The 16,063-nt window shown below is 71.0% G+C and carries 11 protein-coding genes; 4 read left to right on the top strand and 7 right to left on the bottom strand.

Going from position 1 to position 16,063, the window contains the following annotated elements; translation table 11 throughout:
• Window positions 1-62: 62 nt before the first annotated feature.
• The 5 genes from H4J02_RS12010 to H4J02_RS11990 are packed head-to-tail and all read right to left on the bottom strand — an operon-like array spanning window position 63 to window position 6,799.
• Window positions 63-1,340: an endo-1,4-beta-xylanase gene (locus H4J02_RS12010; RefSeq protein WP_187674795.1), complete on the bottom strand. Its 1,278-nt coding sequence runs from the start codon at window positions 1,338-1,340 to the stop codon at window positions 63-65.
• Entirely contained in the window at window positions 1,333-3,699 is a 2,367-nt protein-coding gene (locus H4J02_RS12005; protein WP_187674794.1) for a beta-glucosidase, read from the bottom strand. The genes H4J02_RS12010 and H4J02_RS12005 overlap by 8 nt, the downstream gene beginning before the upstream one ends.
• Before the next feature lie 2 nt (window positions 3,700-3,701).
• Window positions 3,702-4,571, bottom strand: a complete 870-nt coding sequence (locus H4J02_RS12000) for a carbohydrate ABC transporter permease (RefSeq protein ID WP_187674793.1) — start codon at window positions 4,569-4,571, stop codon at window positions 3,702-3,704.
• Between the two features lies 1 nt (window position 4,572).
• Window positions 4,573-5,541, bottom strand: coding sequence for a carbohydrate ABC transporter permease (locus H4J02_RS11995; protein ID WP_187674792.1), 969 nt, complete (start codon window positions 5,539-5,541; stop codon window positions 4,573-4,575).
• Window positions 5,542-5,572: 31 nt separating this feature from the next.
• Window positions 5,573-6,799, bottom strand: a complete 1,227-nt coding sequence (locus tag H4J02_RS11990) for an ABC transporter substrate-binding protein (RefSeq protein ID WP_262406076.1) — start codon at window positions 6,797-6,799, stop codon at window positions 5,573-5,575.
• Between the two features lie 300 nt (window positions 6,800-7,099).
• Here H4J02_RS11990 and H4J02_RS11985 point away from each other — a divergent pair, with 300 nt between their 5' ends.
• Both H4J02_RS11985 and H4J02_RS11980 read left to right on the top strand, forming a co-directional pair.
• Entirely contained in the window at window positions 7,100-8,221 is a 1,122-nt protein-coding gene (locus tag H4J02_RS11985; protein WP_262406075.1) for an ROK family protein, read from the top strand.
• A 76-nt stretch (window positions 8,222-8,297) separates the two neighbouring features.
• Window positions 8,298-9,749, top strand: a complete 1,452-nt coding sequence (locus H4J02_RS11980) for a GH1 family beta-glucosidase (RefSeq protein WP_187674790.1) — start codon at window positions 8,298-8,300, stop codon at window positions 9,747-9,749.
• A gap of 61 nt (window positions 9,750-9,810) precedes the next feature.
• Here H4J02_RS11980 and H4J02_RS11975 read toward each other — a convergent pair whose 3' ends face one another.
• Both H4J02_RS11975 and H4J02_RS11970 read right to left on the bottom strand, forming a co-directional pair.
• The gene (locus H4J02_RS11975) at window positions 9,811-11,178 is read right to left on the bottom strand and encodes an HNH endonuclease signature motif containing protein (RefSeq protein ID WP_187674789.1); all 1,368 of its coding nucleotides are present in this window, start codon (window positions 11,176-11,178) and stop codon (window positions 9,811-9,813) included.
• 196 nt (window positions 11,179-11,374) lie between these two features.
• Complete coding sequence (locus H4J02_RS11970) at window positions 11,375-13,483, bottom strand: RICIN domain-containing protein (protein WP_262406074.1); 2,109 nt, start codon at window positions 13,481-13,483, stop codon at window positions 11,375-11,377.
• 117 nt (window positions 13,484-13,600) lie between these two features.
• On the opposite strand from H4J02_RS11970, the gene H4J02_RS11965 reads away from it, so the two are divergent.
• Both H4J02_RS11965 and H4J02_RS11960 read left to right on the top strand, forming a co-directional pair.
• A complete protein-coding gene (locus tag H4J02_RS11965) occupies window positions 13,601-14,614 on the top strand; it encodes a LacI family DNA-binding transcriptional regulator (protein WP_187674788.1) in 1,014 nt (337 codons plus the stop codon).
• Window positions 14,615-14,740: 126 nt separating this feature from the next.
• Window positions 14,741-16,009 carry an ABC transporter substrate-binding protein gene (locus tag H4J02_RS11960; RefSeq protein WP_187674787.1) on the top strand — a complete coding sequence of 423 codons (1,269 nt, stop codon included), beginning with the start codon at window positions 14,741-14,743 and terminating at the stop codon, window positions 16,007-16,009.
• Window positions 16,010-16,063: the final 54 nt, after the last annotated feature.

Below are 16,063 nucleotides of genomic sequence, written 5' to 3'. Positions count from 1 at the left end.
GGATGCGGCGCCCGGGTCCGTCGGCGCGGCCCGGGCGCCGCTCACGCGCTCGCCCGTTCGGGTCAGGCGAGCACGAGGGGGTCGAGCGCCGCATCCGTTCCGGAGCGCTCGATCGAGAACGCCGCGGTGCGGTCGCCCAGGGTGACGCGGTAGTCGCCGAGGAAGCCGGACACACGGACGACCCCATCGTCGTCCGTGCGGATCCGGGTCGGGGGAAGCCACCACTCGCCGCGCACGAGCTCGCGCAGCGCGTCGTACGCGGGCTTGCGCGAGCCGTCGGCGCGCAGGAGGCCGGCCGGTGCGCCGAGCCAGGCCCCCGCATCCGTGATGCCCCAATAGGTGATCGACTGCACCGACGGATGCCCGACGAGCGAGCGGTAGTGTCGCACGAGCTCGTCGGCCTGCCGCGCCTCGCCCTCGGGCGTCGAGGGCCACGAGTCGGGCTGGTAATCGTTGAGGTCGACGATGTGCGCGGGCATGAGCTCGCCCGACAGCAGCGTGTTCTCGGTGAGGTGCAGCGGCAGGCCGTAGCGCGCGAAGCGGTCGACCATCGCGAGCATCGTCTCCTCGCCCCAGTAGCCCTGGTGCATGTGCGTCTGCAGGCCGATCGCGTCGATGCGCACGCCGTTCTCGAGCAGGCCCTCGATGAGGCACTCGTACGCGCTCGAGAGGTCGAAGTCGTTGATGAGCAGCGTCGCGCCGGGGTTCGTCTCGCGCGCGGCGTCGAACGCCTCGCGGATGAGCGGGATGCGCCCCTTCGCCCGCGCGATGCGCGAGATGACGTTGGGCACTCCGTCGGGCTCGTTCTCGAAGACGGGCATGATGACGGCCTCGTTGACGACGTCCCACGTGTCGACGAGACCGCGGAAGGCTCCGACCTCGCGGCGCACGCGCTCGAGCGTCACGCGCCAGCCCTCGTCGAGCGAGAGCGCGTCCATCCACGGCGCCTTGACGGTGTGCCACACGAGCGGGTGGCCCTTGAGGCGAACGTCGCGGTCGGCGAACCAGCGCGCGGCGGCGCGGATGCGGTCGGTCTGCGTCACGCCTGGCTCGGGCTCGAAGTCGCCTCGGTAGAAGGGGAGCGTTGCCGTGTCGAACACGCCGAGCCAGTGCTCGGCGAGCGCCGCGGCATCCGCCTCCCCGTTCGCGTGGGGGATGAGCTCGAAGCCCGTCGACCCGAAGGCGAAGGCGTGCCGCGTCTGCTCGACGACGACCTCGCGCTCGGCGAGCGGGGCGCCCTCCGGGTCGACGAGCCGCAGGTGCAGCTCGCCGACCCGGTGGGGCGGTGCCGGGCGGCGGTTTCGAGACGCGTCCGCCTGCGGCGGTCGCTCCTCAACCACCTGACGTGGGGGTCACGGTGACGTCGGCGTGCAGCGGGCGCGTGTGGTCGACCTCGCGCGTCTCGCCCGTGAGCTCGACGGCGTGCTCGAACACGATGTCGCCCGCCGAGCGGCCGAGGCCCAGCACGAGCGTGCCCGGCTCGACGATGCGGCGGCCGTCGCGGCCCGTGAACGACGCGAGCTCGGCCGGCACGCGGAACGAGACCGTGGCCGACTGGCCGGGCTCGAGGTCGACGCGTGCGTACGAGATGAGGCGCTGCACGGGGCGCACGACGCTCGCGACGGGGTCGTGCAGGTAGAGCTGCACGACATCCGATCCCGCGCGGTCGCCTGTGTTGGCGACCTCGACGCGCACGTCGACGGTCTGCGAGAAGACCTTGCCCGAGACGCCGAGGTCGCTCCACGCGAATGTCGAGTACGAGAGCCCGTGGCCGAACCAGTAGGCGGGCGTCGGGTCGATGCTCGACACCCCGCTGCTGCGCGCGAGGGGCGCCGCGAGGTAGCTCGACGGTTGCGCGCCGGGCGTCGCGGGGACGCTCACCGGCAGGCGGCCGGCCGGGTTCACGCGACCGCTGAGCGCGCCCGCGATCGCGGGGGTGCCCTCCTCGCCGAGGAAGAACGCCTCGATGATGGCGCCCGCCTGCTCCGGTGCGGAGCCGAGCGCGTACGGGCGGCCCGCGAGGAGCGTCACGACGGCGGGCGTGCCCGCGCCGATGACCGCGTCGAGCAGCTGCTGCTGCGCGCCCGGCAGGTCGAGCGACTCGACGTCGCAGCCCTCGCCGCTCGTGCCGCGTCCGAAGAGGCCCGCACGGTCGCCGAGGGCGACGATGACGACATCCGCGTCGGCCGCGGCCGCGACGGCGGCCGGGATCTCGGCGGTCTCGCCGCCGTCGACGCTCGTGCCCTGCACGTAGACGAGGTCGCTGTCGGGGAACTCCGCGCGCAGCGACTCCAGCAGCGTCGGCAGGGCGATGCCGATCGGGGTCTCCGGATGCTGCACGCCGACGTGCGCGGGGAAGGAGTAGCAGCCGAGCACCGCGTACGGGTCGTCGGCGGTCGGGCCGACGACGGCGATGCGGGCGGGCTTCGCGAGCGGCAGCACGCCGTCGTTCTTGAGCAGCACGATCGCGCGCTCGGCGAGGCGCCTCGCGAGCTCGCGGTTCTCGGCCGAGTCGAGATCGACGCTTCCGCGCAGGGCGGCCGCGTCATCCGCATCCGCGCCCGCGAGGGCGTTCGGCACGGGCGACCACGCGTCGTCGAGCAGGCCGAGGTCCACCTTCTGGGTCAGCACGCGGCGCAGGGCGGTGTCGACGACCGCCTCGTCGAGGCGGCCCGCGTGCACCTCCTCGGCGAGCGGGGCGCCGTAGCCGCGCACCGTCGGCAGCTCGACGTCGATGCCGGCGTCGAGGGCCGCGACCGCGGCCGCGCCCCAGTCGCCCTCCGCCACGACGCCGTGCAGCGCCGCGAGGAACCCGACCGAGTAGTAGTCGGCCACGACGGTGCCCGTAAAGCCCCACCTCTCGCGCAGCAGCTCGGTGAGCAGCCCGCGGTCGGCGGCCGTCGGCACCCCGTCGATGTCGGTGTACGCGTTCATGACGGAGCGCACGCCGCCCTCGCGCACGGCCATCTCGAAGGGAGGCAGCAGCACGTCCGCGAGCTCGCGGGGGCCGACCGAGACGGGCGCGAGGTTGCGGCCCGCCTTCGAGGCCGAGTAGCCCACGAAGTGCTTGAGCGTCGCGACGATGCCCGCGCGCTCGAGACCCTGCACGTAGGCCGTCGCGACCGTGCCGACGAGGTACGGGTCCTCGCCGATGGTCTCCTCGACGCGGCCCCACCGGGCGTCGCGCACGACGTCGAGCACGGGCGCGAGACCCTGGTGCACGCCGACCGAGCGCATGTCGGAGCCGATGCGTCCCGCCATCTCGCGCACGAGGGCCGGGTCGAAGGTCGCGCCCCACGCGAGCGGCACGGGGTAGGCGGTCGCGCCCCACGTCGCGAAGCCCGCGAGGCACTCCTCGTGAGCGACGGCGGGGATGCCGAAGCGGTTCGACGCGGCGATCCGCTCCTGGGTGCGCTGCAGCGAGAGCGCACCCAGGGCGGGATCGACGGGCGCGGTCCCGAAGGGCCGCGTCAGCTGGCCGAGGCCCGTGGGCAGCAGCTGCTCGATGTCGACGTCGTCGATCATCTCGTTCTGGTGCGGGGCGACCTCGCCGCCCGACGCATCCGCACCCACCCAGATCCCGTAGAGCTGGGCGAGCTTCTCGTCGAGCGTCATCTCGGAGATGAGCGCCTCGACGCGCACGGCCGTGGGCTGAGTGGTGTCGCGCCAGACCGGGACGACACCGACGTCGAGCGACATCCCTATCCCTTCACCGCGCCCGTGAGACCGCCGACGATGCGGCGCTCAGCGGCGAGGAAGAACACGAGGGCGGGGATCATCGCGAGCGAGGTGTACGCGAGCACGGCACCCGTGTCCTGCGAGTACTGCGTCGAGAACTGCTGCACGCCGAGCGGCAGGGTCCACAGGTCCTGCGGCATGCCGCCGGCCGCCATCACGAGGAGGGGCAGCAGGTAGCCGTTCCACGAACCGAGGAACGCGAGCACGCCGACCGTGATGAGACCGGGCAGCGAGAGCGGCAGCACGATCCGCCAGAAGAAGCCGATGCGGCTCGCGCCGTCGATCTGGGCGGCCTCCTCGATCTCGTTCGGGATCGCGCGCAGGAACGGCACGAGGATGATGATCGTCACGGGCAGCGAGAACGCCACCTGCGGGATGATCACACCGAGGAACGTGCCGTGCAGGCCGATGTCGCGCAGCAGGATGCTGAGCGGCAGCGCCGCGACCGTGAGCGGGAACATGAGCCCGGCCGAGAAGAAGGTGTAGAGCCACTGGCGTCCGCGGAACGTGTAGCGCGCGAGCACGTAGGCCGCGCACAGTCCGAGCACCACGACGCCGGCGGTGGTGCCCACGGCGACGAGCGACGACGAGAACACCGAACCCCAGAACCGCGGGCTCGACAGCACGTTCGCGTAGTTCCCGAGGAACCACGGGTCGGGCCAGCCGCCCGGGTTCGCGTTGAGGTCGGCGCTCGTGCGGAAGCCCGAGATCCAGATGTAGAGCACGGGGATGATCGACACGAGGATCGCCGTGAGGGCGACCACGTAGACGACGGGCGAGCGCCAGCCGAAGCGCGAGCCGGCCTGGGCTGCAGGTGCGGTTGCGGTCGACATGTCAGTCATCTCCTCGAGCGTCGGACGTTCCGAGGTCACGACGCATGGCGTGGCGCTGGTAGAGCACGGCGATCACGAGCGAGATCAGGAACAGGATGACGGCGACGGAGCTTCCGTAGCCGGGGTTCCCCTGGCCGTACTGGATCATGTACGTCGCCATCGTGCTCGTGGCCCCGACGGGGCCGCCCTTGGTGGTGACCCAGACCATGTCGAACAGCTGCAGCGAGCCGATGATCGACAGGAAGGCCCAGATGCGGATGGTGGGGCCGAGCAGCGGGATCGTGATGTGCCACTGGATCTTCCACCAGCTGGCACCGTCGATCGCCGCTGCCTCGGAGAGCTCCTCGGGCACGCCCTGGAGTCCCGCGAGCATGAGCAGGATCGCGAAGCCCAGGTACTTCCAGGTGAGGATGCCGAACATGACCCAGAGGGCGGTGTCCGGCTGGGCGAGCCAGGGCTGGGCGAGGTCGCCGAGCCCGATGCTCGTGAGGAAGGCGTTGAAGCCGCCGCGGGGCGACAGCAGGAGCTTCCAGGAGAGACCCGCGATGACCTCGGCCAGCACGTACGGCACGAAGATCGCGGCACGGATGATGGTGCGCCCGCGCATACGGCGGTTGAGCAGCAGGGCGACGATGATCGCGAGCGGTCCCTGGATGAGGAGGGAGAGCGCGACGACCGTGAAGTTGTTGCCGATCGACTTGAGGAAGAGTGGATCCGTCAGCGCGCGGATGTAGTTGTCGAAGCCGATGAAGCGCTCGAGCGGGCCGAGGCCGTTCCAGTTGAAGAAGCTGTACACGGCGGCGAGCACGACCGGCAGGATCACGAAGCCGACGAAGACGATGAGCGCGGGACCGGCGAAGAGCGCGATCTCGAGCCACTTGCGGCCGTCGACGCGGCGCTTGCGGGTGTGGGCGGGTGGGGCGGCAGGGCCCGCGTTGACCGCGGGCCCTGCCTGAATGGTGCTTGTCATTGTCTTGAGTGACAGTTCCTTGGGCGGACGCCTACAGCGTGGCGGCCGTGTCCTTGAGCGCCTTCACGATGTCCTCGGGCGTGCCGGTGCCCGCCATGAGGTTCACGATGGCCTGGTTGAGCGGGTTGCCGAAGGTCGGGCCCAGGTCGCTGTCCAGCCAGAGCTGCACGTACGAGGAGCCGGCGAGGCCCTCGGCGATCGACTTGAGGCTCGGGTCGGTCAGCGAGTCCACCGCGTCCGGGTGAGCCGGGATGCCGGCGCCGGTCTCGGCGAAGCGCTTCTGCACGTCGGCGCTCGCGATGTACTTGAGCAGCTCGACGGCCTCGTCGGGCGCGTCGGCCGAGACGCCGAAGCCGTCGCCGCCGCCCATGGTGATCGTCGGGTCACCCGCGGTGCCGGGGACGCTCACCATCGGGAACCAGCCGAGCCACTCGGGCACGGTCGCGTCGGGCGTGAGGGAGCCGATCTGGCCGGCGTTCCACGCGCCCATGAGCTCCATCGCGGCGTTGCCGTTCGCGACGAGACCCGCCGAGCTGTCAGCGCCCTGCTGGCCGGAGCTCGCGAGGAAACCGTCCTGGAAGGGCTCGGTCGCGACGAAGTCCTGCAGCAGCTCGCCCGCCTCGACCCAGCAGGGGTCGCTGAAGTCGAGCGCCGGGATGGCCGTCTGCAGCGTCTCGGTCGAGCACGCGGCGAGAGCGAACTGGTACCACCAGTGACCGGCCGGCCACAGGTCGCCCGCACCGACGGCGATCGGCGCGACGCCGGTCGCGCGGAGCTTCTCGTTGGCCTCCTCGAGCTCGGGGAGCGTCTCGGGCACCTCGTCGATGCCGGCGGCCTCGAAGAGGTCCTTGTTGTACCAGAAACCCTCGATGCCGAAGGTGTAGGGGATGGCGTACTGCTTGCCCTCGACCTGCCACGGCTTCACCGTTCCGCCGTACTCGGAGATGGTGTCGGCCAGGACGTCGGTAAGGTCCTTGAGGTAGCCGGCCTCGGCCTGCGAGCGGACCTCGCCGCCGGGCCAGACCATGAAGATGTCGGGCGCGTCGCCGGACTGGAGCGCGTTCGGGATGAGGGTGCGCTGGAGGTCCTCGTTCTGGTAGCCGGTGACCTCGACCTTGACGCCGGGGTTGGCCTCCTCGAACTCCTTGGCCACCTCCTCCCACATCGCCTTCTGCGGGTCGGCGGTCGCGTTGTGCCACCACGTGATGGTGACGGTGTCGCCGTCGCCGTTGTCGCCGCCGGTGGTGCAGGCGGTCAAGCCGATTGCGAGGGCCGTCGCCGTGGCGACCGCTCCCACCCGAGTGATCCGGGCTTTGTTCATCTTCGAACACCTCTCGAAAGTTTCGACATCCACGTCGAAAGTGGTTGGGATGCGGCGATCATACGCACGGGGGTCAATTGCCGTCAATAACAACAAAATAACGGTTGATCCCCCAACCGGGGGGCGAACGCCCCTGTACTCCTTGGGATCCGCGGGCGCGGAACAGGCGCTAAGGTGTGCCTCGTGGCAGCACTGGGAGACACCGTCGACTCCGTCCGGCGTCGAAACCTTTCGACAGTGCTCGAGCTCGTCCACCGCGGGGGAGAGCCCTCGCGGGCCGACCTGACCGCGCTCACGGGCCTCAACCGCTCGACGATCGGCGCGCTCGTCGCCGAGCTCGTCGACCTCGGCCTCGTGCTCGAGGGCGACCCGGGCGCGACCAACCGCGTCGGCCGGCCCTCGCGCCGCGTGCTGCCCGATCCGCGACCCGCGATCATCGCCGTCAACCCCGAGATCGACGCCGTGACCGTCGCGCTCGTCGGTCTCGGCGGGCGACTCGACCACCGCATCCGTCGTGAGCTCGACCACATCGCGAGTCCCGAGGAGGCGGCCGCGACCATCGGCGGGATCGTCGACGAGCTGCGCGCCGGCCCCGCGAAGGAGCGCGTGCTCGTCGGCGTCGGCCTCGCCGTGCCCGGTCTCGTGCGTGCGAGCGACGGGGTCGTGCGCTGGGCGCCCCACCTCGGATGGCGCGAGAGCGCGTTCGCGCGGCTCGTCGAGTCGGTCGTCGGACTGCCCACGGTCGCCGACAACGACGCGACCCTCGGCGCCCTCGCCGAGCGCCTCTTCGGCGTCGGCCGTGGCGTCGACCAGCTCGTGTACCTCAACGGCGGCGCGAGCGGCATCGGCGGCGGCGTCATCGTGAACGGTCAGCCCTACCGCGGCGCCTACGGCTACGCGGGCGAGTTCGGCCACAACCGGCCGCGCCTCGACGACCCCGCCCACCGGGCGACCGTCGGCGGCACGCTCGAGGAGGAGGTGAGCCGCGCACGGCTGCTCGAGATCCTCGGGCCGCACAGCCTCGACGAGCCCGAGTTCGAGGCCGCCGTGCTCTCCTCGACCGACAAGCGGCTGCACGCCGAGCTCGCGCGTCAGCAGATCGTGCTCGGCGGCGCGCTCGGCAACGCCATCAACGTGCTCGGGCCGGAGCTCGTCGTGCTCGGCGGCTTCCTCGCGACGCTCCTCAAATGGGATGCGTCCGCGCTCGAGGCGGCCGTCTCGGCGCGCACGCTCCCCGTCGCGTGGGAGGGGACGCGCATCCGTCCGGCCGCCCTCGGCCGTGACCGTCTGCTCATCGGCGCCGCCGAGCTCGCGTTCTCGGCGATCCTCGCCGACCCCGCCACCTACGCCTCCTCATAGTTCCCGTTCCGCGTGTTCGCACCCGTTCCTTCGGGAACAAAGACGCGGAACGGGAACTATGGAAGAGAATGGGGGGATGCCCCCCGCATCCGACGACTACCGTGCCCACGGCCTCGAGTTCGCCCCCGACTTCGTGATCGGTTCGGCGACCGCCTCGTACCAGATCGAGGGCGCCGCCCGCGAGGACGGGCGCGGCCCGTCGATCTGGGACACCTTCAGTCACACCCCTGGCAAGGTGTGGAACGGCGACACGGGCGACGTCGCCGACGACCACTATCACCGCTGGGAGTCGGACCTCGACCTCATGGCCGACCTCGGCCTGCAGTCGTATCGGTTCTCGATCGCGTGGCCGCGCATCCAGCCGGGCGGCAAGGGCGCCATCAACCCCGCGGGCGTCGCCTTCTACTCGCGGCTCGTCGACGGGCTGCTCGAGCGCGGCATCCGCCCCATCGCGACCCTGTACCACTGGGACCTGCCGCAGGAGCTCGAGGATGCGGGCGGCTGGCCCGTGCGCGACACCGCGTACCGCTTCGCCGAGTACGCGGCGCGTACCGCCGAGGCGCTCGGCGACCGCGTGCACACCTGGACGACCCTCAACGAGCCGTGGTGCTCCGCCTACCTCGGCTACGGATCGGGCGCGCACGCCCCCGGCCGCACCGACGGCGCCGCGGCGCTCGCCGCCGTGCACCACCTCAACCTCGCGCACGGCCTCGCCGTGCAGGAGATCCGTCGCGCGGCGACCAACGACCCCGACGTATCGGTCACGCTCAACTTCCACGTCATCCGGGGCGACGACGACACGTCGCCCGAGGCGAAGCGCCGCATCGACGCGCTCGCGAATCGCGCGTTCACGAACCCCATGCTGCTCGGTCAGTACCCCGCCGACCTCCTCGAGGACACGGCGGGCGTCACCGACTGGGCGTTCGTGCGCGACGGTGACCTCGCCGAGATCAACCAGCCGCTCGACGTCCTCGGCGTCAACTACTACTCGACCGTCACGGTCAAGATGTGGGACGGCGTGAGCCCGCGCTCCAACAACGATGGTCACAAGGACATGGGCGGGTCTCCCTGGCCCGGCTCGCGCGACGTCGAGTTCCTCAAGCAGGCCGGCCCCTACACGGCGATGGGGTGGAACATCGCCCCCGACGGTCTCGAGGAGCTGCTGCTGTCGCTCAAGGAGCAGTTCCCGGAGCAGCCGCTGCTCATCACCGAGAACGGCGCCGCCTTCGACGACCAGGTGACCGAGACGGATGCCGGCAACCGCGTGCACGACGCCGAGCGCGTCGACTACCTCGTGCGCCACTTCACGGCCGCCCACCGCGCGATGCAGCAGGGCGTCGACCTGCGCGGCTACCAGGTGTGGTCGCTCATGGACAACTTCGAGTGGGGCTACGGCTACTCGAAGCGTTTCGGCATCGTGCGCGTCGACTACGACACGCAGGAGCGCATCCTCAAGGACTCGGCGCTGTGGCTGCGCGAGCTCATCGCGACGCGTCGCCTGCCCGCGTCGCCGCTCGGCGAGCGCTGACTGGGGCTACGCGGGCTACGGGGCACAGGGCCTACGCGCGGTACAGGGGCGCGCGCGAGCCTCAGGCCGCGAGTGCGGGCACGCGCCCCGCTCTCCGCGGGGCTTGCAGCGGGTCGAGCCACGGCGGCGGGATGAGGTAGGGGATGCCGTCGTGGCGCCGGAGCGCCCAGCCGTCGTGGTCGAAGCGCCGGTGGTGGCCCGCGCACATGAGGGCTCCGTTGTCGAGGTCGGTGCGTCCGTGCGGGAACCATGGCGCGAGGTGCGCCGCTTCGCACCAGGCGGGCGGGGCTGAGCACCCGGGCCAGATGCATCCGCCGTCGCGCACGACCATCGCCCGGCGCTGCGCCTCGGTGAAGAGGCGCGATCCGCGGCCGAGGTCGAGCACCTCACCTTCGCCGCCGATCACGACGGGCACGAGTTCGGCGTCCGCAGCGAGTCGGCGCGCGGTGGTAGCGGAGATCGGCTCGTCGATGCCCGCGATGTGCGCGACGCCGAGCCCTGTTCGCAGCTCGTCGAGGCCCACCGTGACGAGCATCGTGACGGCCGTGCCCGCGAGGCGGCCGGGGTCGTGGGCGAGGAAGTCGCGGGCCATGGTCGTGAGGGCGTCCACACGCTTCTGCGCGAGGGGGCGGGTGTCGGCGAGGATGTCGTCGCTCGAGGCCGTCTCCGTGCTCGCGGCGGCGAAGGCGACCCGGCGCGGGGCGGTCTGCGCGTCGAGCGCCGAGCGGACGAAGCCGGCGGCTTCCGGGTGCAGGTCGGCGGTGAGGCGCGTGAGGCCGTTCGGGAGCTCGCGGATCGTGACCGAGGACCGCGCGCGCAGTTGTTCTTCGCGAGGCGCCGCGCCGTCGGGGTCGTTCCGGTCGGGCAACTGCCGCACGAGCTTGCCCAGTTGCCGGGTCGTGAGCGAGCCCGCATAGTCGACGAGCGTCGTCTCCACCGCGGCGAGCTCCTCCGCGCCGGCCGCGAAGGCCACCCGCGAGATGCCGCGTGCCACGATCGCCGCATGCGCCACCGGGATCGACGCCCCGAGCACGGCCTCGGCGACGGCCTCGTGACGGCACGGGAGCGCCTCGCCCTGCAGTGAGGTTCGCGGAGCGATCGCCTCGCCGACCACCTCCCACGCGCGCACGGTGTCGTCGTCGGCCCGCGTGAGGTCGCGCAGCAACTCGGAGGCGAAGCGACCGCCCTGGTCTCCGCCGAGCGCGACGCGCCGGAACACGGCATCCGTCTGGATGCGGTGGCCGAGCTCCGACGAGACGACGGCCCCGAGCGCCCCGACGAGCCGCGACAGCTCGCCCGCGAGTCGCGCGAGGTCGAGCACATCGTCGTGAGCGAGCCCGCGAAGCGCATCCGCCCGGTCGACGACCGCGTCGCCGCACAGCCCGCCGACCGCATCGGTGGCGTCGGCGAGGCGTGCGCTGAGGGACATGCCGGGAGTCTCCGCTCGCATCAGGATGGGGTCGATTCGATGCTGCAATTGTATCGACGGCCGGAGAGAAAGCCCAGGTCAGCGGGCATATTCGTGGACAAGTTGTGCCGCGACGGCCGGTGGAGGAGCGGTCTCACCGACCGGGCGCGGATCGTCGGTGGGCGCGGCCTGAGCCCGAGGCCGCGCCCACCGGGTCCTACTGGATCGCCTCCTTCTTGAGGCGCCACTGCTGGCAGGTCGCGCCCGTGGCGGTCCATTGCTGGGCGACGGCCCCGTCGGATGCCGAGCAGCTCGCGATCTCGAGGAGCTTGCCGCTGTTGGCATTCGCGAACGTCCACCAGCCTCCGCTCGTCGCCGCGTTCCAGGTCTGGGTCGCGTGCCCCGTGGGGCCCCACTGGACGGCGTCCACGCCGTCCGCGGTCTGCGCCGAGGGGATCTCGAGGAGCTTCCCGCTGTTGAGGTTCGCCAACCTCACCGTCGAACCGGTCACCGGCTGCACCGTCCAGCGCTGCGTCGCGTGGGCCGTCGGGCCCCACTGGCCGACGGCGGCGCCGTCGGTCGTCAGGGCGCTGAGCACCTCGAGGAGTTTTCCGCTCGAGCGGTTGACGAGCTGGAACTGGGGGTCCAGTCCCGCGCTGCGCCACACCTGCAGTTGATCGAGCTCGGCGAAGTTGGTGCCCTTCGTGAATCGGATGGTGTTGACGCCCGCATTGAGCGTGACGGTCTTCTGCGCCCACGCGTAGCGCCCCCAGTCGACCGTGCGTGGGTAGCTGATCGATGACGCCGCCCCGCCATTGACGCTCACGTTGTGCGTCGCGGCGGAGGTGTACCCGTTGTCGTAGCGCACATTGAGTGTGTAGCTCCCGGCGGAGGGTACGCGCACCGAGAACTGCACGTAGCTGCCCGAGTTGTTGATATTGCCCACCTTCGAGCCTCCCGCGGCCTGGGCATGCGACACGAGACTCGCGTCGTTGATCGTGGCAAGCTCGGCCTCGTACTGCTGGGCGTCGAGCGGGATCGATCCGACCCGGATGTCGTTGAGCGCCGTCGAGGTGTTCTCGACGTTGGTGGCCTGGTACAGCGTGCGCCCGTCGACGCTCACGTCGATGCCCTGGGCGAATCCGCTGAAGTTGCCGCCTTGGGTGTCGGTGGCGTCGTAGGTCACCGCCATCGGCAGTCGCTCCCACGGGCCCTCGCCCAGGTTGTAGTTGACGTAGAAGTTCTGCCCGCCGTCGATCGCCCCGGACGAGGTGAGCGACCATTTGCTCGCGATGACGACCATGCCCTTCGGGCCGCCGCTCGGGACCCACTTCACGTACGGCGAGGAGCCGATCCCGCGGCCGTCGGCGAGGGTCACCGCTGTTCCGATGCTCGTCGAGCTGCCCCAGTTGAGACCGTCGTTGGAGATCTTGTAATACACGGGCGCTGTGTTGAGACTCTGGCTCGGGCGATTGACCACCTCGAAGGTCGCCATGTAGCGACCGTCGCCCATCTTCGTGACGATGATCATGCCCGGGCGGTCGCTCTTGTTGGTCGGAGCCGAGACGTTGACCAGGGGTCCCCATGTCGCCCCGCCGTCGGTCGAGCGGCGGTACGACACGGCCTGGAGCACGTTGCTGCCCTTCTGCCGCTCGTCGGAGAAGTAGGCGACCAAACCGCCGCTCGCATCGATCGCGAGGGAGGGCTCCCAAACGGTGGTCGTCGTCGAGCTGGGGCTCGGATCGTAGACCGCGGGCCCGCCCGTGTCGATCGTGCTCACGTAGCTCCAGCTGGTGCCCTGATTGGTGCTCTTGTAGAGCACCAGTCGGCTGCTCGACCGGTCCTCGGGCATGATCATGCCGGCGAGGAGGATCGTGCCGGCGGTGAGCGATCCGGTCGTCTCCGTGACCTCGAAGAGGAACGGCTGGGCGGTGCGCGTGAGAGCCGGGAAGGTGGCGCTCGGGTTGACGTCGGCGACGTGCGTCCAGCTGGCGCCGTCGTTCGTGCTCCGGTAGATCGGGTACACCTGGACTCCGCCCTGGAGCACGAGCTTGTCGAACGTCACGAGCTGTGTGCCGTTCGCGCTGCCGTTGTGCTTGAGCACGATGACCTTGGCGTAGGTGGTGCCTGCGGGCGTGCCGCCCTCCGGGTTGAACGAGCTGCCGGCCGCGGGAGCGTAGACGAGCGCTCCGTTGCCCGTGGTGACAGCCTCCGCGGGCGACGAGCCCGGGATGGACGTGGCGACGAGTGCGAGCGCCGCCGCGACGGCGAGCGCCGCGCGGCGGAGTCCGCGGCCCCCCGCCGTCGTATGGGTGTGCATCGACATGCGAGACCTCCAAGTGTGTACAACGTTGTAGACGCGGGCTCGCAGCCGAACCTAGGCCGTCGCCCGAACGGGTGTCAAGGGCGCGAGGCGGCGAGCCCCCGGGCTACGGTGAACTCCATGAGCCCGACCCTGCGCGACGTCGCCCGCGTCGCGGGCGTCTCGTTCAAGACGGTCTCGAACGTCATCAACGACTACCCGCACGTGAGCGAGTCGACGCGTGCCCGCGTGCTCGCGGCGATCGAGGAGCTCGGATACCGCCCCAACCGCACGGCGCGCACGCTGCGGTCCGGGCGGACGGGCGCGATCGGCCTCGCGGTGCCCGAGTTGAGCATGGCGTACTTCGCCGAGCTCGCCGACGAGGTCATCACCGCGGCGGACGAGCGCGACATCGTCGTGCTCATCGAGCAGACCGGCGGTGACCGTCGCCGCGAGCTCGAGGTACTGCACGGCTCGCGGCGCCAGCTGACCGACGGGCTTCTGTTCAGCCCGCTCGCGCTGGGATCGGATGACACGGCGAACCTCGAGGTGGGGTACCCGCTCGTGCTGCTCGGCGAGCGCATCTTCGATGGGCCCGTCGATCACGTCACGATGGAGAACGTCGAGGGCGCCCGCGCCGCGACCGAGCACCTCATCCGTCTCGGGCGGGATCGCATCGCCGTGCTCGGTGCGCACCCGGGTGAGGTCATCGGCTCGGCCGGCCTGCGCATGTCCGGCTACCGGGCCGCGCTCGACGCGCACGGCATCCCGTACCGCGAGCAGCTCGTGGTCGACGCCGGTCCGTGGCACCGGGTCAACGGTGCCGAGGCGATGCGGATGCTGCTCGCGCGCGGCGTGGAGTTCGATGCCGTGTTCGCCCTCAACGACGAGCTCGGCCTCGGCGCCCTGCGCGTGCTGCGTGAGCAGGGCATCGATGTTCCCGGCCAGGTCGCGATCATCGGCTTCGACGACGTCGACGAGGGGCGCTACTCGCTCCCGAGTCTCAGCACGGTCGATCCGGGGCGGCGTGAGATCGCGCGCCTCGCGGTGGAGGTGCTCCTGGATCGCATCTCGGGCGCCGAGGTGGGGCCGCGGCGCGAGCTGCGCTCGGGCTTCCGGATCGTCGAGCGCGAGTCGACCGGCGCAGCGTCCTGAACCGTGACTTGACACGGCGCGCGCTTCGATCGCATGATGCCTTTACAACGTTGTAGAAGACGCGGCCCCGGCAGGCGTCACAGCCCTATGCAGACAACGCAGTCCCGCATCAGAGAAGGAACCGAGATGACCCGCAACATCACACTCGCGGGCGTCGGCGCCATCGCCGCCGCCGCCCTCGTGCTCACCGGCTGCTCGGCCGGGGGCGACAGCGACGCCGACGGCCCCGTCGAGCTCGTCTTCTGGCACGGCTACACCGAGGCAGACGGCGACGTCCTCGAGGGTATCGTCGACGAGTTCAACGAGAGTCAGGACGAGGTGCGCATCAGCACCGAGATCAACACCTGGGATGTCATCGACGACACCCTGCTCCCCGCGCTCTCGTCGAAGACCGGCCCCGACCTCGTCGCGATGCCCGCCGAGCGATTCCCCGTCTACGCCGCCAAGAAAGCGTTCATCGCACTCGACGACTTCTACGCGGATGCCGCGAGCAACGCGGGCGACGTCGTCGAGGGCGCCAAGGCGATGACCGAGGTCGACGGCACGAGCTACGGCGTGCCGATCGGCTTCGTGCCGGTCGCGATCTACTACGACAAGGCCGCCTTCGCCGAGGCCGGCATCGCCGAGGTCCCCGCCGACTGGGATGCCTGGGTCGAGGCCGCCAAGAAGCTCACGGTCGACGAGAACGGCGACGGCACGCCCGAGCGCTACGGCATGGTGCTGCCCGACCACGCGACCGTCGGCAACGGCGTGTGGCCGTCGCTCCTCTGGGGCAACGGCGGCGACATCGTGCGCGACGGCGCGGCCGTCATCGACAGCCCCGAGAACGCCGAGACCCTCGAGTTCTGGCGCGACGCGATCGCGAACGACAAGATCTCGCCCACCGGGGTCGACGGCATCGAGGCCGACAGCGTGTTCAGCTCGGGTCGCGCCGCGATGACCTTCGGCGGCCCCTGGATGACCTTCATCGCGGGCGACGCGGGCATCGACTACGGGATCGCGCCCATCCCCGCGGGCCCGCAGACGCAGGCGGCGTCGGCCATCGGCCTCACGCTCTCGATCACCGACCAGGGCGACGAGCGCAAGCAGGAGGCGGCGAAGCAGTTCCTGTCGTTCTTCCTGAACGACGACAACGCCGCAGCGTGGTCGCTCGGCTCGGGCTGGCCTCCGCTGCGCAGCGGGATCCCCGCCGAGGCGGTCTCGGAGAACGCCACGGTCGCCGCGCTCTCGCAGTTCACCCCGTTCACGCGCCCGCTGCTGCCCGGTGTCGTCAACAGCACCGATGTGCTGTCGGCGCTCGACGAGCTGACGCAGCGCGCGATGGCCGGGGAGGACATCGCGGGCCTCCTCGAGGCGGCGCAGAGCAAGGTCGAGTCGGCGCTCGCCGACCAGTAACGTTCGATAACCCGCGGGCGGCGTCGACGGCGGCGCCGCCCGCGTTCGATCGGG

It is taken from the genome of Protaetiibacter sp. SSC-01 (assembly GCF_014483895.1).
Taxonomy (GTDB): Bacteria; Actinomycetota; Actinomycetes; order Actinomycetales; family Microbacteriaceae; genus Homoserinibacter.
This window is presented reverse-complemented; position numbering and strand designations above follow the sequence as displayed.